General features: G+C 67.2%; 21 protein-coding genes. 10 read left to right on the forward strand and 11 right to left on the reverse strand.

The features are described 5' to 3' along the window. Complete coding sequence (locus tag WG901_RS18560) at positions 1–681, forward strand: DsbA family oxidoreductase (protein WP_339588601.1); 681 nt, start codon at positions 1–3, stop codon at positions 679–681. Here WG901_RS18560 and WG901_RS18565 read toward each other — a convergent pair. Beyond that, complete coding sequence (locus WG901_RS18565) at positions 667–1,059, reverse strand: DUF1489 family protein (RefSeq protein ID WP_339588602.1); 393 nt, start codon at positions 1,057–1,059, stop codon at positions 667–669. The genes WG901_RS18560 and WG901_RS18565 overlap by 15 nt on opposite strands. After that, positions 1,059–2,504, reverse strand: a complete 1,446-nt coding sequence (mgtE, locus tag WG901_RS18570) for a magnesium transporter (RefSeq protein WP_339588603.1) — start codon at positions 2,502–2,504, stop codon at positions 1,059–1,061. The genes WG901_RS18565 and mgtE overlap by 1 nt, the downstream gene beginning before the upstream one ends. Positions 2,505–2,624: 120 nt before the next feature. Here mgtE and WG901_RS18575 point away from each other — a divergent pair, with 120 nt between their 5' ends. Next, positions 2,625–3,080, forward strand: coding sequence for a peptidylprolyl isomerase (locus WG901_RS18575; RefSeq protein ID WP_339588604.1), 456 nt, complete (start codon positions 2,625–2,627; stop codon positions 3,078–3,080). Here the strand turns inward: WG901_RS18575 and WG901_RS18580 are convergent, their stop codons facing one another. The 7 genes from WG901_RS18580 to WG901_RS18610 all read right to left on the reverse strand — a co-directional run bounded on the left by WG901_RS18580 (position 3,081) and on the right by WG901_RS18610 (position 11,680). After that, positions 3,081–5,192, reverse strand: a complete 2,112-nt coding sequence (locus WG901_RS18580; protein ID WP_339588605.1) for an O-linked N-acetylglucosamine transferase, SPINDLY family protein — start codon at positions 5,190–5,192, stop codon at positions 3,081–3,083. A gap of 116 nt (positions 5,193–5,308) precedes the next feature. Beyond that, entirely contained in the window at positions 5,309–6,193 is an 885-nt protein-coding gene (locus WG901_RS18585) for a LysR substrate-binding domain-containing protein (RefSeq protein ID WP_339588606.1), read from the reverse strand. Between the two features lie 5 nt (positions 6,194–6,198). Beyond that, complete coding sequence (locus WG901_RS18590; RefSeq protein ID WP_339588607.1) at positions 6,199–7,119, reverse strand: hemolysin family protein; 921 nt, start codon at positions 7,117–7,119, stop codon at positions 6,199–6,201. Between the two features lie 7 nt (positions 7,120–7,126). After that, positions 7,127–7,633: an rRNA maturation RNase YbeY gene (gene ybeY / locus WG901_RS18595; RefSeq protein WP_339588608.1), complete on the reverse strand. Its 507-nt coding sequence runs from the start codon at positions 7,631–7,633 to the stop codon at positions 7,127–7,129. A gap of 55 nt (positions 7,634–7,688) precedes the next feature. Beyond that, on the reverse strand, positions 7,689–8,714 hold the full coding sequence (locus WG901_RS18600; RefSeq protein WP_339588609.1) for a PhoH family protein: 1,026 nt from the start codon (positions 8,712–8,714) through the stop codon (positions 7,689–7,691). 115 nt (positions 8,715–8,829) lie between these two features. Continuing rightward, on the reverse strand, positions 8,830–10,176 hold the full coding sequence (gene miaB, locus WG901_RS18605; RefSeq protein WP_339588610.1) for a tRNA (N6-isopentenyl adenosine(37)-C2)-methylthiotransferase MiaB: 1,347 nt from the start codon (positions 10,174–10,176) through the stop codon (positions 8,830–8,832). Between the two features lie 55 nt (positions 10,177–10,231). Beyond that, a complete protein-coding gene (locus WG901_RS18610; protein ID WP_339588611.1) occupies positions 10,232–11,680 on the reverse strand; it encodes a M48 family metalloprotease in 1,449 nt (482 codons plus the stop codon). Between the two features lie 93 nt (positions 11,681–11,773). Between WG901_RS18610 and argS the strand changes: the two genes are divergently transcribed. From argS to tatC, 8 genes are all read left to right on the forward strand, one after another. After that, positions 11,774–13,519: an arginine--tRNA ligase gene (gene argS, locus WG901_RS18615; protein ID WP_339588612.1), complete on the forward strand. Its 1,746-nt coding sequence runs from the start codon at positions 11,774–11,776 to the stop codon at positions 13,517–13,519. Between the two features lie 2 nt (positions 13,520–13,521). Next, entirely contained in the window at positions 13,522–14,289 is a 768-nt protein-coding gene (locus tag WG901_RS18620) for an SPOR domain-containing protein (RefSeq protein ID WP_339588613.1), read from the forward strand. A 93-nt stretch (positions 14,290–14,382) separates the two neighbouring features. Next, a complete protein-coding gene (nagZ, locus tag WG901_RS18625; RefSeq protein ID WP_339588614.1) occupies positions 14,383–15,393 on the forward strand; it encodes a beta-N-acetylhexosaminidase in 1,011 nt (336 codons plus the stop codon). Beyond that, the gene (locus WG901_RS18630) at positions 15,393–16,187 is read left to right on the forward strand and encodes a segregation and condensation protein A (RefSeq protein ID WP_339588615.1); all 795 of its coding nucleotides are present in this window, start codon (positions 15,393–15,395) and stop codon (positions 16,185–16,187) included. Before nagZ ends, WG901_RS18630 begins: the two co-directional genes overlap by 1 nt. Next, positions 16,184–16,864: an SMC-Scp complex subunit ScpB gene (scpB, locus tag WG901_RS18635; RefSeq protein WP_339588616.1), complete on the forward strand. Its 681-nt coding sequence runs from the start codon at positions 16,184–16,186 to the stop codon at positions 16,862–16,864. Before WG901_RS18630 ends, scpB begins: the two co-directional genes overlap by 4 nt. A gap of 48 nt (positions 16,865–16,912) precedes the next feature. Continuing rightward, positions 16,913–17,179 carry a twin-arginine translocase TatA/TatE family subunit gene (locus WG901_RS18640; RefSeq protein WP_339588617.1) on the forward strand — a complete coding sequence of 89 codons (267 nt, stop codon included), beginning with the start codon at positions 16,913–16,915 and terminating at the stop codon, positions 17,177–17,179. A 20-nt stretch (positions 17,180–17,199) separates the two neighbouring features. Then, complete coding sequence (gene tatB, locus WG901_RS18645) at positions 17,200–17,562, forward strand: Sec-independent protein translocase protein TatB (protein WP_339588618.1); 363 nt, start codon at positions 17,200–17,202, stop codon at positions 17,560–17,562. Between the two features lie 10 nt (positions 17,563–17,572). Next, positions 17,573–18,382, forward strand: a complete 810-nt coding sequence (tatC, locus tag WG901_RS18650; RefSeq protein ID WP_339588619.1) for a twin-arginine translocase subunit TatC — start codon at positions 17,573–17,575, stop codon at positions 18,380–18,382. Between the two features lie 3 nt (positions 18,383–18,385). Here tatC and WG901_RS18655 read toward each other — a convergent pair whose 3' ends face one another. Continuing rightward, the gene (locus WG901_RS18655; protein WP_339588620.1) at positions 18,386–19,741 is read right to left on the reverse strand and encodes an amidohydrolase; all 1,356 of its coding nucleotides are present in this window, start codon (positions 19,739–19,741) and stop codon (positions 18,386–18,388) included. Then, positions 19,738–20,634, reverse strand: coding sequence for an NAD(P)-dependent oxidoreductase (locus tag WG901_RS18660; protein WP_339588621.1), 897 nt, complete (start codon positions 20,632–20,634; stop codon positions 19,738–19,740). Before WG901_RS18660 ends, WG901_RS18655 begins: the two co-directional genes overlap by 4 nt. Positions 20,635–20,655: the final 21 nt, after the last annotated feature.

Raw genomic sequence — 20,655 nt, forward strand, 5'->3', positions numbered from 1 at the left:
ATGGCGGATCCGCTGACGATCGACATCTTCTCCGACGTCATGTGCCCCTGGTGCGTGATCGGCTACAAGCAGCTGCAGCAGGCGCTGGCGACGCTCGAGGGCGAGGTCACGGCCGAAGTGCGTTGGCACGCCTTCGAACTCAACCCCGACATGCCGCCCGAAGGCGAGGAACTGGCCGCACACATGCTGCGCAAATACGGCCGCACGCCCGATGCCGCCTCGACCGCGCAGATGTTGGGGATCGCCGAACAGGCCGGTTACGACATGCGCTATCTGGGGCCGCAGCCCGAACCCGAGCGGCGGCTGTGGAACACCTTCCTCGCGCACAAGCTTTTGCGCTGGGCGCTGGTCACCTCGGGCCCCGAGGCGCAGACGCGGCTCAAGCTGGCGCTGTTCGATGCGAACTTCCAGCAGCGGCACGACGTTTCGGATCGTGGTGTTCTGCTCGATCTTGTCGCGCAGGTCGGGCTCGATCGCGCGGCGGCCGAAGTGGCGCTCGACGATCCGGCGCTGACGCAGGCCGTGCGCGAGGAGCAGCAGGAGGCCCGCGAGGCGGAAATCAACGCGGTGCCCGCGGTGATCGTCAACGGTCGCTATCTGATCCCCGGCGCGCAGGGGGCGGAAACCTATGCGAATCTGCTGCGCAAGGTCGTGGCGCAGTCTGGGTCAGACCAGGCCTAGCTTCGCCAGTTCGCCGACCAGCCGCGCCGGCATCACGTCGCCTTCGGCAATGGCGCCGTCGAGATCGGCGGGGGCGTCTTCGTCCGAGAGGTAGCGCCAGCCCTGGTGCGCGCGCTTGGCCCTGGGGTGCACGGCGATCAGCCGGGGCTCCATGCGGATCCAGTGGCGGCCGTCCTCGCGCTGCTCGAAACCGATCAGCGGCGAGCGGCCGATGATCGTGTGCTGGTGGATCCAGAACAGCGAGCCGCCGGCCATTTCATCCACCCGCTTGGGCAGATAGCGCGTCGAGGTGCGTGCTTCCTCCTGGCTCTCGAGCCAGGCGCGCAGGGTCGCCGCGCTCTCGGTGCCAAAGGCGATCTTGGTCATGTGCAGCGGCATCAGCCCGCGAGCCCCGAAAGCACCGCGAGGCCGAGGAACGAGAAGAAGCCCATCACGTCTGTCGCCATGGTGACGAAAACCGCCGAAGAGACCGCGGGATCCACATTGGCGCGATCGAGCGTCACGGGGACGAGGATACCGGCCAGGCCCGCGATCACGTTGTTGATCACCATCGCCGAGCCGATCACCAGGCCGAGCAGCGGGTTGCCGAACAGCAGCGCCGTGCCGCTGCCGATCAGCAGGCCCAGGGTCATGCCGTTGGCCAGGGCGATGCGCAGCTCGCGGCCGATCATGCGCCAGGTGTTCGAACTGGTGATCTGGTTGGTCGCGAGCGCGCGGACGACCACGGCGAGGGTCTGGGTGCCGGCATTGCCGCCCATGCCCGAGACGATCGGCATCAGCACCGCGAGCAGCGCGAACTTGGCGATCGCGCCCTGGAACAGTCCGACCACCGAGGCGGCGAGCATGGCGGTGAACAGGTTGACGAGCAGCCAGGTCAGTCGCGTCCTGACCGTCAGTCGGATCGGCTCGTTGATGTCGCCGTCACCGGCGCCCGACAGGCGCAGGATGTCCTCGCTGGCCTCTTCCTGGATGATGTGGACGACGTCGTCGACGGTGATCTGGCCCACGAGCCGCCCGTCGTCGTCGACCACCGCGGCCGAGATCAGCGCATATTTCTGAAAGCGCAGCGCGACCTCTTCTTGGTCCATCGTCACCGGGATCAAGGTCTGGTCGCGCTTCATCACGTCGGTCAGCGCCGCGGTGCGCGGGCTGCGCAGGATCCACGAGAGCAGGCAGGTGCCAAGCGGATGGTGGCGCGCATCGACGATGAAGACTTCCCAGAACTCAGTGGCGAGCTGGCGATCGTCGCGCAGGAAATCGATCAGGCCGCCGACGGTCATGTGCTCGGGCACCGCGACGAAATCGCGGCTCATCAGGCGGCCCGCCGATTCCTCGGGGTACGCCAGCGCGGTCTCGATCGCCGCGCGATCCTCCGGCTCCATCTCGGCGAGGACGGCCTGCTGGTCCTCCTCGTCGAGATCCTCGAGCATCGCCACCGCGTCGTCGGTGTCGAGCTGTTCGGCGATGTCGGCGATGATGCCGGCGGGCAGTTCCTCGAGCAGCAGTTCGCGGACGTGGTCGTTGAGCTCGGCGATCACGTCGACGCTCATCTGGTCGTTGATCGCGCGCGCCAGCGGCAGACGCTCGTCGGGCTCGATCAGCTCGAACAGGTCGGCGATGTCGGCCGGGTGCAGCGGCTCGACCATGTCGTAGACTGCGTCGGTCTCGCCCGCTTCGAGCGCATCCTGAACGCGGCGGACGAAGTCGGACTTCAGCCGGTTGTCCTCGTCGAGGCTCTCGCTTTCCTGCACGGCTTCGGTCGCCGCGCCCGATGTCTCGGCGGCGTCCTCCAGCAGGTCATGGTCGAGATCCTCGGGAGTCATCGGGGCAGGGTCTAGCCACGAGAGAGGCAAAAGCAACCGGGCAAGGCGCAACTATCGAGCGCCTACGTGACTTTGTCGTGATTGCCCCTATATCCGGCGGCAAAACCTCAGGAGACCATCATGGCAGACGAATTTCTGAACTTCGAACTCTCGACCGGCGACGTGAAGATCAAGCTGCGCCCCGACCTGGCCCCCGGTCACGTCGAGCGCATCAAGGAGCTGGTCGGCGAAGGTTTCTACGACGGCATCAAGTTCCACCGCGTGATCCCCGGCTTCATGGCGCAGGGCGGCTGCCCCAACGGCACGGGCATGGGCGGTTCGGACAAGCCCGACCTCCAGGCCGAGTTCAACGACGAACCGCACGTCCGCGGTGTCTGCTCGATGGCGCGCACGAGCGCGCCGCACTCGGCTAACAGCCAGTTCTTCATCGTGTTCGACGATGCACGCTTCCTCGACAAGCAGTACACGGTCTGGGGCCAGGTGGTCGAAGGCATGGAAAACGTCGACGCGCTGCCCAAGGGCGAGCCGCCGCGCGAGCCGGGCAACATCGTCAAGGCGACGATCAGCGCCGAGTAATCAGTCGATGACGACGTCCGCCGGTGTCAGGCCATCGAGCCTGCGCTGGTGGACGGTCTCGAAAGCCCGTTCGATCGCCTGGGTATAGCCCGCGGTATCGAACAGGGGCTGGCTGAGCCGATTCTCCGCGAGCCGCGCGCGTACCGTCGCGAGTTCCTGCGGATGGCTGGCCAGATGCGCGATCAGCGCTTCATAATCGGCGGCATTGTCCGTGACGAGATCGGGCAGCCCGATCGCGTGCAGCAGGCTGGCGCCGACGCGCGCGGCGAACTGTCCGCCGGCCAGCGTCACGACGGGAATCCCGGCCCATAGCGCATCGCTGGCCGTCGTATGGGCGTTGACCGCGAAGGTGTCGACGAACAGATCGGCCAGTCGCAGCCGGGCGAGGTGCTCGGCGTGGGGCAGGCCGTCGGCAAAAACCAGTCGATCGGGGTCGATGCCGCGCAGCGCGGCCTCTTTGCGCAGGTTGGCTTTGGCGGTCTCCTTCGAGCCCAGCAGCCACAGGACGCTTCCCTCGGTGCGATCGAGCAGGCGCATCCAGATGTCGAAGACGTCGGGGCAGATCTTGTAGGTGTGGTTGAAGCAGCAGAACACGAAGCCGTCTTCGGGCAACCCGAAATCGGACCGCGTCGCGCCGGTCTCGGCAATGACGCGCTGATCGTCGTTGGGCTGGTAACTGCCCGGCAGGTAGATGACCTTCTCGCTGTAAAACGCTCGTGAAGCTTCGGGAATTACTACGGGATCGGCGATGATGTAGTCGATGTCGTCGGTGCCCATCGAGCCGGGGTAGCCCAAATAGTTGATCTGGACCGGCGCCAGGCGACCGGAGAACAGGCGCGAACGCGACTGCCCGGTGTAACCCTTGAGGTCGATCGCGATGTCGAGCCCGTGGCTTTGCGTGAGATTGGCTACGTCCTGATCGGTCATGCCGCGGATGTCGATGAGACGATCGACCTGGCTCTGCAACTGATCGCGGACGTCCGCATCGACGATCTCGCCATAGCTGTAGGCGTTGATCTCGAAGCGCTCCCGATCGTGCGTTCGCAGCAGCCCGGCCATCAGGAACATCGTGGCATGACTGTGGAAATCGGCGGAAAAATAGCCGATGCGGATGCGACCGTCGCTCGGCTCGTTCTGGATGGAAGTCTCGGCCGGTTGGCAGGCAAGGGTACGCGCCCACAGGCGAGAATAGGCGAGCTGCTGTGCGCCATCGTCGAAGAAGGGGAGCATGATGAAGGGCGGGGTCGCCAGGCGTTGCGCGGCTTGGTCCACCGGCGCGGGCAGGTTGCGGTTCGCCGAGAAATCGCAGACATACATTTGTGCGAAGGCCTTCTGGCGCGCGGCCAGACCGTCGTCGGGCGTGAACGACAGCAGCAGGTCGAGGACCTGGATGACGCCGTCATAATCGTTGATGTCGAGCAGCACCGTGGCGATGTTATGCAGTGCCTTGGGGCATCCCGGCTTCAGCGCCAGCGCCTGCTTGTAGCATTGCACGGCGCGTTCGGGATCGCCCAAGCCTTTCAGGGCGAGGCCGAGGTTGTTGTAGGCTTCCGCATAGTTGGGATTCAACGTCAGCGCGCGTTGATGGCAGCTTATGGCCTGGGTCAGCGCGTTCTGCTCCTGGAGGGCCAGGCCCAGGTTGTTGTGCGCCTCGAAATAGTCGGGCTTCAGTGCGATCGCACGCTCATAGCAGGCGATCGCTTGGGGCAGGGCATGCTGTCGGCGCAGAAGATTGCCGAGGTTGAAGTGGGGCGATGCCTGGTTGGGATTCAGCGCGAGCGCCCGATGGAAACAGGCCGTGGCTTCGTCGAACTTGTCTTGCGGTTCCAGCGCGGCACCGAGGTTGCTGTGCAGTTCGGCATGGCGGTCGTCGACGGCGATCGCGGCGCGGAACGCAGCCTCGGCACCGGGAAAGTCGCCGAGCGCGACGCAGGCGGCGCCGAGGATGTTGTAGAGTTCGAGCGAGGGTCGGTGGCGCGTGGCGAGCGCCTGGGCGTCGCGCACCAGATCGGCGAGCCGACCGACGCCATAGAGCGACATGAGCCGGGCGATTTCCGCCTGGGGCAGAGGGGCACGGCGATCGGTATTCAGGGCAAAGGCAAGGTCGGTCATAGTCTCACGCCAGCTATTCGTCGGCAAAAGACAGGCCGACCCGCGGGCGGAGGTAACCGAACGTTAAGTATACCCGGTAACTTCAGGCCTAGGTATAATCCCCTAGCTTGGTCTTTTCAGAGGCCTGCCTTGACGATCCATTCGTGGAAGATCTTGACCGGGCGTGCCTCGAGGTCGCGCGGGCGGCAGATGAACCAGTAGGAATAGGGGCTCTCGACGTCGATGTCGAAGAGCCGTGCCAGACGCTCGTCCTGGCGGCGGTTGAAGTGATCGTCGTGCATGATCGCGATGCCGAGGCCCTGGGCCGCAGCTTCGAGGATCAGCTGGCCCGAATCGAAATGATCGATCGCTGCGGGCTGCAGGCGCGGCAGGCCGATCGCCGCCTTCCAGGCGTCGAAGCTTTCGGGCAGGTCGTGGTGGATCAGGAAGGTCTGGCGCGCGAGCTTGGCCGGATCGGGCGTCTTGCCGAGTTCGGCGGCGATCTGGTGCGAAGTGATCGCATAGACCTTGTTGTGATCGAGCTGCACGGCATGGAACGAAGGATCGGGCTCCTTCGCCATGATGATCGCGGCGTCGAGCGTATCGCCGACACGCGTGTCCGAATGCGGGCTCGTGTCGATGTCGATGTGCAGGCGCGGGTGCAGCTTGCGCAGCTCTGGCAGCTTGGGGAACAGCCGCTGGCCGCCGAACAGCGAGGGCACGCCCAGGTGCAGGCGCAGCACGCGGCCGGGATCGACCTGCGCCTCGACCGCCTCGGCCAGCTCTTCGAGCTTGGGGCTCACCGCATTGTAGAAGGCCATGCCCTCGTCGGTCAGCTTCATCGCCTGGTGCTGGCGGGTGAACAACCGCTTGCCGGTGAAATCCTCGAGCGCCGCAACACGCCGCGACAGCGCCGACGGCGACAGGCCGAGCTCGGAGGCGGCTGCCTTGGCCGAACCGAGCCGGACCACACGCACGAAGGCTTCGAGCGCGCGCAGCGGGGGGAGGCGGCGAACGGCCATGGACCCTAGTCCTCCGTGTCCTGGTGCGGGCGCGGTGGGTGCAGCCGCAGCCGGGTGACGTGTTTCTCGTTGCCGGCGATCACCTCGATCCGCCAGCCGCTGTCGTGATCGACCACGGTACCGACGGGCGGCACCTGACCCGCGAGCACGAAGGTCAGGCCGCCGAGCGTGTCGACGGCTTCCTCGACCTCGGCCAGCCGCGGGTCGATCGTATCGGCAATGTCGTCGAGCTCGGCGCGGGCATCGGCTTCCCACATGCCATGCTCGATCGGCACGATCAGCGCCTCGGGCGCGTCGTCGTGCTCGTCCTCGATGTCGCCGATGATCTCCTCGACCAGGTCCTCGATGGTGATGATCCCGTCGGTGCCCGAATATTCGTCGATGACGATGGCGAGGTGCGTGCGGCTGGTGCGCATGTCGGCCAGCACGTCGAGCGCGCCGCGCGCCTGCGGCACGAACAACGGCTGGCGCATCAGCGTGGCCCAGTCCTCGGGCGGAGTGCCCTTGGCGAGATAGGGAAACACGTCCTTGATCAGGACCATGCCGACGACTTCGTCGAGCGTGTCGCCATAGACGGGCAGGCGGCTGTGGCCGTGCTCGGCAAAGGCTTCGACCACTTCGTCCCAGCTTGCAGAGGCGCGGATCGCGATGATCTCGCCGCGAGGGATCGCGACGTCGTCGGCGTCGTGCTCGCTGAAATGAAGGAGGTTGCGCAGCATCTGGCGCTCGGTCGGCGAAAGATCGCCTTTCGCGCCCTGCGTGTCGCCCGCGTCGTCCTCGTGCTCGTCGATCGCCTCCTCGAGCTGGGCGCGGAGCGACTGCTCGTTGTCCCCCTTGTCGAAGAAGCGCCGGATCGAGCGCCAAAGCGAGTAGCTACTGTCCGGATCTCCAGATCCGGCGTCTGCAATGCGGCCCTGTTCGGCCATTCCCTGTTCAAGCCCCTGTTGCGTCGTTTGCATCCCCATATGGGTCCGCAATGCCCATCAGGGCAAGTGCTTTGATCTCGAGCGCCTCCATCGCCGTGGCATCTTCGGGCGAGATCTCATGGTCCAGGCCTGCCAGATGGAGCAGGCCGTGGACGATCAGGTGCGCGGCGAGTTCCTCCAGCGAGAGGCCCTTCTCTTCGGCTTCGCGCGTGCAGGTTTCGCAAGCGAGGCTGATGTCGCCGAGCAGTTCGGGCGGGCCATCGGGAGCAAGATCGAGCAGTTCGTCGCGTTCGAGCATCGGGAAGGACAGCACATTGGTCGGCTTGTCCTTGGCGCGCCATTCGCGGTTGAGCCTGTGGACCTCGGCGTCCGAGGTGAACAGCAGGCTGGCGGTCAGCCGTTGATTGGCCAGTTCGGGCGCGACTTCGGCAACGGCCTCGGCGGCGCGTTCGGCGAGGTCCGCCCAGTCGGCGGCCGGCGGCCAGGGGGCTTCGATGTCGAGATCCAGGTCCATGCGGTTCCGCCTAGCCCTTGCGTCATCCCCGCGAAAGCGGGGATGACGTTTGCCTTTAGGCGTCCGGTCCCTCGTAGGCTTCGACGATGCGCCCGACGATCGGATGGCGGACGACGTCGGCCGCGGTGAAGCGCACCACGCCGATGCCGTCGACACCCTCGAGCCGGCGCACCGCGTCGGCCAGGCCGCTCTGGGCATCGCCGCCGGGAATGTCGACCTGCCGCGGATCGCCGCAGATGACCATGCGGCTGTTCTGGCCGAAGCGGGTCAGGAACATCTTCATCTGCGCCTGGGTGGTGTTCTGCGCCTCGTCGAGGATAACGAAGGCATCGGCCAGGGTGCGGCCGCGCATGAAGGCGATCGGCGCGATCTCGATCTCGCCCGAGGCCATGCGCCGCTCGACCTGTTCGGGCGGCATGCAGTCATAGAGCGCGTCGTAGATCGGGCGGAGATAGGGATCGACCTTCTCCTTCATGTCGCCGGGCAGGAAGCCCAGCCGCTCGCCGGCCTCGACCGCGGGGCGAGACAGGATCAGGCGCTGGACCGAACCGGTCATCAACTGCGCGACGGCCTGGGCGACGGCAAGGTAGGTCTTGCCCGTACCGGCCGGGCCGAGGGCAAAGATCATGTCCTTCGAATTCAGCGCCTTCATGTAGTCGATCTGAATGCCCGAGCGCGGCACGATCGTCTTCTTGCGCGTACGGATCATGATCGGCGGCGCATCGTGGCTGCCGGTGATGATGCCTTCGAGCGTGGGCTCGCTCGACATCGCGATCAGCGATTCGACCGCGCCCGAGTCGAGCTCGTGCCCCTGTTCGAGCCGCTGGTACATGCCCTTGAGCACGTCGCGCGCGCGCGCCACCGCATCGTCCGGGCCTTCGATCTGAACGCGATCACCGCGAGCCGCGATATAGACCCCAAGCCGGTTCTCAATCCGTACGAGATTGGCGTCGTACTGGCCGAACACGGCTCCGAGCAGGGTCTGCTCGTCGAACTGTACCTCGATCCGGGCTCTGCGGGGTGTCTCCGGACGACGAAGCTGCGCCAGATCACTGTCGGCGCGGGCGGGCTTGCGGGCCATGCGCTCCTTTCGATGCGAGGCCGGGACGGCCTCATGAGTCGAAAGATAATCCTGCCATGTTGCAGCGCAAGGACGCATGCGCCCCGACGTGGTGGAAAACTGGCCGAATTCTGCTTCAGGCGGCGGTTAATGCGACGAGACGTGTGCTCAGCGAATTGGCCCCGGCCTCGACGGGATCGACCGTGACGATATCGCCGATCGCGGCTTCGCCGATAAAATGCGCCGATTGCAGCCAGGGGGTCTTGCCCAGCCACTGGCCCGGCAGCTTGCCCTTGCGTTCGACCAGCACGTCGCAGCGCCGGCCTACGGTCGCCTCGTTGAACGCGATCTGGCCGCGGTTGACCGCCGCCTGCAGCCGCTGGAGGCGTTCGTCCATCACTTGGGGTGCGATCTGATCGTCCATCGCCGCCGCGGGCGTGCCGGGGCGCGGGCTGTACTTGAAGCTGAAGCACTGTGCATAGCCGACCGCTTCGACCAGCGCGATCGTCTCGGCGAAATCGGCCTCGGTCTCGCCGGGAAAGCCGACGATGAAGTCGCCCGATAGCGCGATGTCGGGGCGTACGGCGCGCACCCGGTCGAGCACCTTGAGATAGGACTCCGCCGTGTGGCTGCGGTTCATCGCCTTCAGTACACGGTCGCTGCCCGCCTGGACGGGCAGGTGGAGGAAGGGCATCAACTTGTCGATCTCGCCGTGCGCAGCGATCAGCCCCTCGGTCATGTCGTTGGGGTGGCTCGTGGTGTAGCGGATACGGCGCAGGTCGGTCAGCTTCGCAAGCTGCGCGATCAGCCCTTCGAGCCCGACCGATCGGCCCTTGGCATCCTCGCCGGTCCAAGCGTTGACGTTCTGTCCGAGCAGGGTGATCTCGCGCGCGCCGGCCTCGACCAGCCGTTCGGCTTCCTCAATCAGGTCCTTGAAGGGGCGCGATATTTCGGCGCCGCGGGTGTAGGGCACCACACAATAGGTGCAGAACTTGTCGCAGCCTTCCTGCACGGTCAGGAAGGCGCTCGGGCCCGAGCGGCGACGTTTCGGCAGGGCGTCGAACTTGGTTTCGGTCGGCATGTCCGTATCGGTCACGCGCCGCCCGGCCTCGGCCTCTTTCAGCATCTCGGGCAGGCGGTGATAGGCCTGCGGGCCGACCACCATTTTGACCGCGGGCGCGCGCTTCATGATCTCCTCGCCCTCGGCCTGGGCGACGCAGCCGGCGACCGCGATCAGCGGGCTCGAACCGTCCTTGCGGTCCCAGTCCTTCACGATCCTGCCGATGTCCGAATAGACCTTTTCCGCCGCCCTTTCGCGGATGTGGCAGGTGTTGAGCACGACGAGATCGGCCTCGCTGCCCTCGGGCGCGGCCGCCAGGCCCTGGCTGGCCAGCAGCTCGGCCATGCGTTCGCCGTCGTAGACGTTCATCTGGCAGCCGAAGCTTTTTACGCGGTAGGTCTGAGGTGCGGGGGTGGAAGCCATGGCGCGCGCCGATAGCCGAAAACGGCGCGCGTTTACAGGCCCGTGTTCTGCCGTGTCACGAACCGTAGACGATCAGCTTGACCTTGCTCCCCGGCTGCAAGGTCGCATTGGCATCGAGCCCGTTGAGCACGAGGAAGCGATCGAGCTGGTTGTCGGAGAAAGCCATGCGCGCGGCCAGGGAGCGCGCGGTGTCGCCGCGTTGGACGGTGACCACGTCGATCACCCGCCGCCGCACCGCCGCGGCCTCGCTAGCCGACATCGGCGCCAGCGAGTTGATCGTCTCGCGGAACGGACCGACGCCGGCGCCTGCGGGGACGATCGTGACGAAGTGATAGGCGCTGTCGGCGTCCCACCGATAGGCGGTGACGGTCACGTCGACCTGGCTGCGGTTGGCGCTGGCGCGGGTCGTGGCATAGGCGACGGGCATGCCGTTGATCGTGGTGGTCTGCGTCGCGGGCAAAGCGAGCTGGCCGCCGTTGCTCGACAGCGAGCGAAACACCTGGCCGACATAGGCGTCGAGTCCGCCCGAGAGCCGCCCCGTGCCGAACTGCGCCTGGCCGCCGCTGCCCGCGATCGTGACCGCGGCGGCGCCGTTCTCGATCGTATAGCCCTGCGGCGCGGTGAACTTGAAGCGCAGGCCCGGATGGCGGAACTGGCGGCCATCGACGATCCCCTGGCGCGGGTCGTCGCCATAGGTCATGCCGTCGATAGCGGCGAGGAAGCGGTCGCGGCTCTGCGGTGCGGCAATGCCGGGGGGGCGCTGCTGTCCGGCGAGCGCGCGGGTGCGCTGGACGCGGTCGGTCGAGAGTGGATGCGTGCGGCTCCAGGACGGTGTCTGCGATTGCTGGCGGCCCGCCAGCTGCGCGTCGAGGCTTTCGGCCGCCCCCATCGCCGAGAGCATGCGCGGCGCGGCATAGGGATCGAAGCCCGCGGCGGAAATATAGCGCACGCCGAGGCTGTCCGATTCGTTTTCCTGACTGCGCGAATAGCCGAGCAGCAGTCCCTGGCCGACCTGGCCCGCGACCTGGCCGACGACGTCGGAGCCCGTCAGGACCTGCGCGATCACCGCGCCGATGCCGGTGATCGTCGAGCGCGTCTGGCGCTTCTGCCCGTGGCGGGCGGTGACGTGGCCCATCTCGTGGCCGAGCACGAAGGCCAACTCGTCCTCGCTGTTCATCAGCGCGAGCAGTTCACGCGTGACGTAGACGTAGCCACCGGGCACGGCGAAGGCGTTGCGCACCGGCGAATTGAGCAGGGTCACGCGGTAGGCGCCGCTGGCGTTGACGAGATTGGTCTGCGCGGCGACGCGGCGGCCGACCCCGGCGACATAGTCGGCCAGCGGGCCTTCAACGGCGCCGCCGAACTGTTCGACCAGCTGCGGATGCTGTTGCGCCGCCTGCTGCACTTCGGACTGGCCGAGCGCGCGCGGCGCCGATTGCGCCAGGGCCGGGCCGGACAGCGACAGCAGCGAGGCCGACAGTACCGCGAGCAGCTTGGTCTTCATGGGCATCCTTCTCCTCGTTGACGGTTGCTTATGCCATCACGCCGCGGTCGCTCAAAGGTTCCCTTGAACCGCCAAACCGGCTAGTCGCGCGGCATGTCCGACACCAAGACTCTCTACGCGGCCTTCGCCGGCCACATTTCCGACGTGCTCGACCGGCTCGAAGCCGCGGGCGAACTGCCCGCCGGGCTCAACCGCGCCGCGATCACGGTCGAACCGCCGCGCGATGCCTCGCACGGCGATCTCGCGACCAATGCCGCGATGGTCCTGGCCAAGCCTGCGGGCAAGAACCCGCGCCAGCTTGCAGAGGCGCTCGTTGCCGAGCTGAGCAAGCTGCCGCAGGTGACCAGCGCCGAGATCGCCGGTCCGGGCTTCATCAACCTGCGTCTCACGCCCGAGACCTGGATCGACGAGCTGCGCGCGATCGCCCGGCTCGGCGCCGACTACGGCCGCTCGAACCTCGGCGGCGGCACGACGGTGAACATCGAATATGTCTCGGCCAATCCGACCGGGCCGATGCACATGGGGCACTGCCGCGGCGCCGTGGTCGGCGATGCCCTGGCCACCCTGCTCGAATATTCGGGCCACAAGGTCATCCGCGAATACTACGTCAACGACGCCGGCGCGCAGGTCGACGTGCTCGCGCGCTCGGCGCATGTCCGCTACCGCGAAGCGCTCGGCGAAGCTGTCGGCGAGATTCCCGAGGGGCTCTATCCGGGCGACTACCTGGTCCCCGTCGGCCAGCAGCTCGCGGCCGAGTTCGGCGACCGCTACGTCACGGCGCCCGAAACCGAATGGCTGGTGCCGTTCCGCGAGAAGGCGGTCGCCGCCATGCTCGTCATGATCAAGCAGGACCTCGCGCTGCTCGGCATCCACCACGACCTGTTCTCGTCAGAGGCCGAGCTCCAGGCCGCGGGCAAGCCCGAAGAGGCCGAGAAGTGGCTGCGATCGCAGGACCTGGTTTATGACGGCGTGCTCGAAGCGCCCAAGGGCAAGACCCCCGAGGACTGGGAACCGGTGGCGCTGCCGCTGTTCCGCTCGACGAAGTTCGGCGACGACCAAGACCGGCCGATCAAGAAATCGAACGGCGCCTGGACCTATTTTGGTGCCGATCTCGCCTATCACTACCAGAAGGCCCAGAGCGCCGACGCGCTGGTCGACATCTGGGGCGCCGACCACGCGGGCACGGTCAAGCGAATCAAGGCCGCCGTCGCGGCTATGACGGGTGCTGATGGCAAGGCGACCCCGTTCGAGGTCAAGCTCGTCCAGATGGTCCAGCTGCTGCGCAACGGCGAGCCGGTGAAGATGTCCAAACGTTCGGGCAACTTCGTCACGCTGGCCGACGTGGTCGAGGAGGTCGGCAAGGACGTCGTCCGCTTCACCATGCTGACGCGCAAGCCCGAGGCGCAGATGGACTTCGACTTCGCCAAGGTGGTCGAAGCCTCGAAGGACAACCCGGTGTTCTACGTCCAGTACGGCAACGCCCGCGTCCACTCGACCTTGCGCAAGGCCGCGGCCGAGGGTTTCGCGCCGTCCGACGCCGATCTCGAACTGCTCGGCGAGGAAGAGCTCGAGCTGATCAAGCTCGCCGCGCAGTTTCCGCGGCTGGTCGAGGCCGCCGCCGTCGCGCGCGAGCCGCACCGCGTCGCCTTCTTCCTCGGTGACCTCGCCGCGGGCTTCCACGCCTATTGGAACGTCGGCAACGACCGTCCCGAAAAGCGGTTCATCGTGGCACAGAATGGTCAGGTGACCGGCGCAAGGCTTTTCCTCGCCAGCCAAATCGGGCAGCTAGTTCGCAATGGACTGGCGCTATTGGGCGTCGAGGCGGTGGAGGAGATGTAGTCATGGCCGATGGGAAGAGCCACGATAACGCCGATCTCGGAGATCACTCCGATGTCGATCCGCTCGTCCTGCCGGCCGACACTGCGTGGGCCGGTCACGATGACGAGCCGCCTGTCGAGGACGGTCGGCTCGAATTCGGCGACGACGACGTGCGGCTTCCCTGGCTCGAGACCGACGGCGACGACGAGGAAGAGTTCAAAGGCTACAACGGCCGCCAGCTGTTCACCTTGATCGCGCTTGGCCTGCTGGCAGTGGCGGTGATCGGTGGCGGCATCTGGTGGGCGCTGTCCACGCGCAAGGACGAAGTCCTGGTTGCCGACGGCAGCGTCATCGCCGCGCCCAAGCAGCCCTACAAGGAACGGCCCAAGGATGCGGGCGGCAAGACCTTCGCGGGCACCGGCGACACTGCCTTTGCCGTGTCCGAAGGCCAGACGCGCCCGGCCCGCCTTGGCGAGGCTGCCGCGCCCAAGACCGCCGCAGTCGAGCCCGCGGTGAAGCCGAGCGCTGGCGCTTCGCCTGCTGCGCCGGTGCCTGCGGGCGTTGGCGTGCAGATCGCAGCCTATACCTCGCGCGCGCAGGCCGATGCGGGCTGGACCCGGCTGTCGGGCCAATACGAAGTGCTGTCGGGCCTCAACCATCGTGTGGTCGAGGGCAGCGCCGACATCGGCACCGTCTATCGCCTGCAGGTGCTCGCCGGCGATTCTTCGGCGGCGCATGGCCTCTGCGGCCGGCTCAAGGCGGCGGGGCTCGCCTGCCAGGTGAAGAACTGACGGTGGCGCCCCCGTTCTCGCGGGGGCGTACTATCCACACTCCTTGACCCGTCAAAACTTGCGAAAACCCCCGCGAATTGCGATTTTCGCACAATGACACCTGCGATCTTCGGCATTGCCGGCCTGGCACTCTCTGCCGACGAGCGCGCGTTCTTTCGCGATGCCGATCCCGCCGGCTACATCCTGTTCGGCCGCAACATCGGCAGCCGCGATCAGGTTCGTGCACTGACCGACGAACTGCGCACGATCCACGGGCGCGATCGCACTTTCATCTGCATCGACCAGGAGGGCGGCCGCGTCGCGCGGATGAAGCCACCTGAGTGGCTGGCCTTTCCACCGGGTAGCGCCTTCGACGCGCTCTACGACGTGGCGCCGGCCTCGGCGATCGAGGCTGCGCGGGTCAATGCCCATGCGCTCGGGCTCGATCTCGCCGAGATCGGCATTTCGGTCGACTGCCATCCGCCGCTCGACGTGCGTCAGCCCGGCGCGCACGACGTGATCGGCGATCGCGCCTTCGGCAGCGAGCCGATGCGCGTCGCCGCGCTCGGTCGCGCCGTGCTCGACGGGCTCGCCCAGGCCGGTGTCGCCGGCTGCATCAAGCACATGCCCGGCCACGGCCGCGCCACGGCCGACAGCCACAAGGAACTGCCGACGGTGACCGTGAGCGAGGACGAGCTCGCCAGCGATCTCGCGCCTTTCCGGGCACTCGCGAACACGCCGATCGGCATGACCGGCCACATCCGCTTCACCGCCTGGGATGCCGAGAACCCGGCGACGCAATCGCCTTTCGTGATCGCGGAGATCATCCGCAAGCGCATCGGTTTCGACGGGCTGCTGCTGACCGACGATCTCGATATGGAAGCGCTGTCGGGTACCGTGCCCGAACGCGCGGCGCGGGCGATCGCCGCGGGCTGCGACATCGCGCTCAACTGCTGGGCCAGGATGGACGACATGATCGGCATAGCCAGACTGCTGCCGACGATCACCACGGCAGCAGCCGGGCGGCTCGAACGCGCGCTCGCCGCGACCGATCCGGCCAAGGGCGAGCTGTCTCGCCAGGCCGAACTCCTTGCCAAGCGCGACGCCTTGCTGGCGCTCGCCTGATGGGCGAGGCCGACCTCGATCCGACCCTGTTTCAGGGCGACGACTGGGGTGGCCCCGCCGCGGCACCGACCGAGGATGCCGCGCTCTATCTCGAGCTCGACGGCTGGGAAGGCCCGCTCGATCTGCTGCTCGATCTCGCGCGACGGCAGAAGGTGGACCTGCGCCAGATCTCGATCCTGGCGCTGGTCGAGCAGTACCTGATCTACATCGAGCAGGCAGAAGCGTTGCGGCTCGAGCTTGCCGCCGACTATCTCGTGATGGCGGCCTGGCTCGCCTATCTCAAGTCGGCGCTACTACTGCCCCGGGAAGAGCAGGAAGACCCGAGCCCCGAGGAACTGGCGCTGCGCCTGCAATTGCGGTTGCAGCGGCTGGCGGCGATGCGCGAGGCTTCGGCGCGGCTGATGGCGCGCGACCGGCTCGGCCGCGACGTGTTCCGCCGCGGTGCGCCGGAGGGGCTGCGCGTCGATCGCAAGAATGCCTGGCAGTGCGAGTGGTTCGACCTGATCCAGGCCTATGGCCAGGTCAAGGCACGCACCGCGCCCGTGGTCCACGTCGTGCGCGACCGCATGGTCATGACGCTGGATTCCGCGCTGTCGCGGGTCTCGTCGCTGCTCGGCGTCACGCTCGACTGGATGGAATTGCGCGATTTCCTGCCGCCGCACGCCGATCCGCGGCTCAAGCGCTCGGCGCTGGCCTCGAGCTTCGTCGCCTGTCTCGAACTGGCCAAGCAGGGCAAGGCCGAGATGGTCCAGGACGTGACCTTCGGCCCGCTGCACATGCGGCGCGCGGGATGACGCCCGAGAGCGAACAGCCGGACGATCTGGTCCGCGCGGTCGAGGCGACCTTGTTCGCGGCGACCGATCCGATGACAGTCGACGCGATCTCGACCCATCTCGGCGGGGCTTCGGTGCGCGGAGCGCTGGCCGAACTGGGCGCATTCTATGCGGGTCGCGGCGTGCATCTGGTCGAGCGCGGCGGGCGCTGGCATTTCCAGACCGCGCCCGATCTCGCGCATCTGCTGCGCCGCGAAAAGGAAGAGGTTCGCCGCCTTTCGCGCGCCGCGACCGAGGTTCTGGCGATCGTCGCCTATCACGAGCCCGTCAGTCGCGCCGAGATCGAGGCGATCCGCGGCGTGCAGACTGCCAAGGGCACGCTCGACGTGCTGCTCGAAGCCGGCTGGGTGCGCGTCGCCGGGCGCCGCGAGGTGCCGGGGCGGCCAGTGATCTATGCGACCACGCCGGCCTTCCTCGCCCATTTCGGCCTGCAATCGCGCCGCGACCTGCCCGGAATCGACGAACTGCGCGCCGCCGGCCTGCTCGATCCGGTCGACGAGGCCATGCTGGCGATGGAGACCCTGGGGGAGGCCCCGGGGGAGGCTGCGGCGGAAACCACGGTGGATTCGGTCACGGCAATGTCACAGGACGCCGATACGGGGCCTGACGGGGTGGCAACCGACGAGGAAAGCGCCTAGATAGGACAGCGTTAGGCGCAAGCCGCCTGCCAAACTTCGGAGTCGATAATGGGTTTTGGGTCTCTCTGGCACTGGGTCATCGTGCTGCTCGTCGTGCTCGTCCTCTTCGGACGCGGCCGCGTTTCCGAGATCATGGGTGATTTCGGCAAAGGCATCAAAAGCTTCAAGCAGGGCCTGAGCGAGGACGAGAACAAGCCCGCGGCGCCGCCCGCTGCGCAGATCCCCCCCCAGGTGATCCCCGCGCAACCCGCGCCGCCGCAGCAGGCTACCCTGAACGGCGAAACGGTGGTCGACACCAACTCGACCAACCGCTGATACTCGCGGACTAACGCGTCATGTTCGACGTCGGCGCTTCCGAACTGCTGTTGATCGTCATCGTCGCGATCGTGGTCATCGGCCCCAAGGATCTGCCGCGCGCGCTGCGCATGGCGGGGCAGTGGATCGCCAAGATCCGGCGTGTCTCGGGGCATTTCCGCTCGGGCATCGAAACCATGATCCGCGAGGCGGAACTCGCCGACATGGAACAGAAATGGCGCGAGCAGAACGAGGCGATCATGAAGGCGCATCCGACCGCAAGCGACGGCGACGTTCCGGCAGCCTCGGCCGAAGCGGGCCTGCCACCGCCGGCCGAAACGCCGCCCGTGCAAAATCAGAAATCGGAGACGGTTGAGCCGCAGCTCCCGCTTTCGTCGTCGTGAGCCGCTTACCGTGCTGAAAATCAAGGAAATCGACGACTCGCAGGCGCCGTTGCTCGATCACCTGCTCGAGCTGCGCACGCGCCTGCTGCGCTGCATCCTCGCGCTCGGCATCTGCTTTGCGGTCTGCATGTATTTCGCCAACGACATCTTCGGCTTCCTCGTGCGGCCGCTGACGGAAGCCTTTCCGCCGGGGCAGGGCCGGCTGGTCTATACCAAGCTTTACGAGGCCTTCTTCGTCGAGCTGAAGGTCGCGTTGTTCGCGGCTTTCTTCGTCTCGTTCCCGATCATCGCCAACCAGCTCTGGGCCTTCATCGCGCCGGGGCTCTACGCCAAGGAAAAGCGGGCCTTCCTGCCGTTCCTGGTGGCGACGCCGATCCTGTTCACCACCGGCGCGGCGCTGGCCTACTATGTCGTCATGCCGACCGCGTTCCACTGGTTCCTCGGTTTCGAGGGCGAGCGTGGCGGGCTTAAGCTCGAGGCGCTGCCGGGCACGGGCGACTACCTGTCGCTGGTCATGCAGTTCATCCTCGCCTTCGGCGTGTCGTTCCTGCTGCCGGTCCTGCTGCTGCTGCTCAACCGCGCGGGCATCGTCACGCGCGCCCAGCTCGCGGGCGCACGGCGCTATGTCATCGTGGGCATGACCATCCTCGCGGCGGTGATCACGCCGCCCGACGTCGTCTCTCAGCTTATGCTGCTGATCCCGCTGCTGTTCCTGTTCGAAGGCTCGCTGCTGATCATGCGCTTCAGCGAGAGCCGCGCGGCGCTGGAGACGGGCACCGAGCTCGAGCCGATCGGCTCGGACGCGCCGACGCTGCCGTAAGGCCTAACGTCCCCCGGTGTTGGCGGCTCCAGCCTCGCCATCCTTCGCCTGATAGACCAGTCGCCCGTTGACCCAGGTCTGCAGCACCTGCGTCGCGCGCAGTTCGGCGGGCGTCGCCAGCAGTGGATCGCGGTCGAGCAGCAGAAAGTCGGCGCGCTGCCCTTTGGCGAGCCGGCCGAAGTGCCCTTCGGCGAAGCCTGCGTAGGCAGAACCCGCGGTCCAGGCGGCGAGTGCGCTCTCCCGCGTCAGTCTTTCCTGTGCCTGCCAGCCACCATAGGGCTCGCCGTCGGCGCGTTGGCGCGTTACCGCGGTGGCGAGCGCGGAGAAGGGCTCGGGCGTGGCCACGGGCGCACCCGAGCCGAAGGCGAGCGCAGTTCCCGCACCGGCCAGCGACTTCCAGGCATAGGCGCCGGCAACCCGCGCCGGACCGAGCCGCGTCTCGGCGATCGTGCTGCCGGTCTCGGCCTGCTGCGGCCGCATCGAGAGCACCACGCCCTTGCCGGTCAGGCCCGGCAGGTCGTTGAGGTCCACCGCTTCGGCATTCTCGATCCGCCAGCGCCGGTCGCCCTTGTAGGTCTCCGACAGCTCGGTCAGCGTATCGATCACCACTTGCACGGCCTTGTCGCCGCTGGCCTCGATCGCGGCCTGAAACTTGTCCATCGCCGCGCGGCTCATCAGGTTCTTGAACTGGGTCTCGCTGAGCCGCAGCGCCACCTTGCTCGCCGGCGCATCGGCATAGGGCGCCTTGAGCGCCGCCGCGCGCGTCATCAGCGGGCCGTCGAGCGTCAGCTTGAGCCCGTTGAGCCGCAGTCGGTCGTCGTAGAGCCAGGCCGTCGGCCCAGGTCCGCCGATCAGGATCATCGCGTCGACGCCCTCGGCATAGGCCAGGATGCGCATCTGCAGCGCGCCCGCGTCGCCGGCGCGGCGGTAGGTCTGCCAGTCTTCGATGGTCGTGCCCATGTCGGTGACCGCGGTGATGCCGCGCGCGAGCAGCGCCTGCTGCGCCTTGAGCAGCGCCTGGTCGCGGTCCTCGGGGCGCGGCTGCGCGGTGGGGCGCGCTTCGGTCAGCAGCGACAGGCCCAGCGGCATCAGCTGAACGTGCGAATCGACCAAGCCGGGGATCACCGTGCGGCCTTTGCCATCGACCTTGTAGTCGACCTTGCCGGGCCGCTTGTCCGAACGCTGCAGCACCTGCTCGATGCGCCCGTCGTCGCCGAGCAGAAGGCCGGTGAAGCGCTCGACCTTGCCATCGCGGTCGAGCGACATGCCGTTGACGTTGTCGATCAGCGTATCGGCCTGGGCGGCCTGGGCGAGAACGAGAGCGAGAGAGAGAGCGAGCGCGGTAACCGAAGACTTCACTTGCGCCCCTTCCGCGGCAGCCGGCGAATGATCGCGCTGGTATCCTCGCGACCGCCGCCCAGCGCCTGGACATCGGCGAAGAACTGATCGACCAGCGCGGTCACGGGCAGCGAGACGCCGAGGCCGCGGCCTTCCTCCATCACCAGGCCCAGGTCCTTGCGCATCCAGTCGATCGCCAGGCCGAAGTCGAACTCGTCGCGGCTCATCGTGGCCCAGCGGTTGTCCATCTGCCACGACTGTGCGGCACCGCCCGAGATGGCTTCGTAGACCTTGCCCATGTCGAGGTGCGAGGCCTGGGCGAAGCGCACGGCTTCGGCCAGCGAACTGACGATGCCGGCGATGCAGATCTGGTTGGCCATTTTCGCGGTCTGCCCGGCGCCGGCCTTGCCGACGTGGACGATGCGCGCCGAATAGGCCTCCATCACCGGGCGCGCCATGTCGATCGCGTCGGGTCGGCCGCCGCACATCAGGGTCAAGGTGCCCTTCTCGGCGCCGATCTGCGAGCCGGTCATCGGCGCGTCGATGCAATGGACCTGGAGATCGCGCGCCTCGACCGCGATCTGGCGAGCGATGCGGGCCGAGACGGTGGTGTGATCGGCGAACACGCCGCCGCGGCGCAGGGCCCGGAACACGCCCTGCGGGCCGAGCACGACATCGGCGACGTCGTCGTCGTTGCCGACGCAGGTGATCACCATGTCGGCGCCTTCGGCCGCTTCGGCCGGGCTCGAAGCCACGCGCGCCGCCACCCCGGTATTGGCCGCGAGCCACTTGTCGAGCCGGCCGGGCGAGCGGTTGTAGACGGTGAGTTCGTGCCCGGCCTTGCCGATGTGCCGGGCGATCGCTCCGCCCATCACGCCGAGGCCGAGGAAGGAGACTTTGCGTTTCTCGCTCATGCCCACCGTCCTAGCGGGTTT

Origin of the sequence: Novosphingobium anseongense (assembly GCF_037482895.1) — a bacterium.
GTDB classification, from domain to species: domain Bacteria; phylum Pseudomonadota; class Alphaproteobacteria; order Sphingomonadales; family Sphingomonadaceae; genus Novosphingobium; species Novosphingobium anseongense.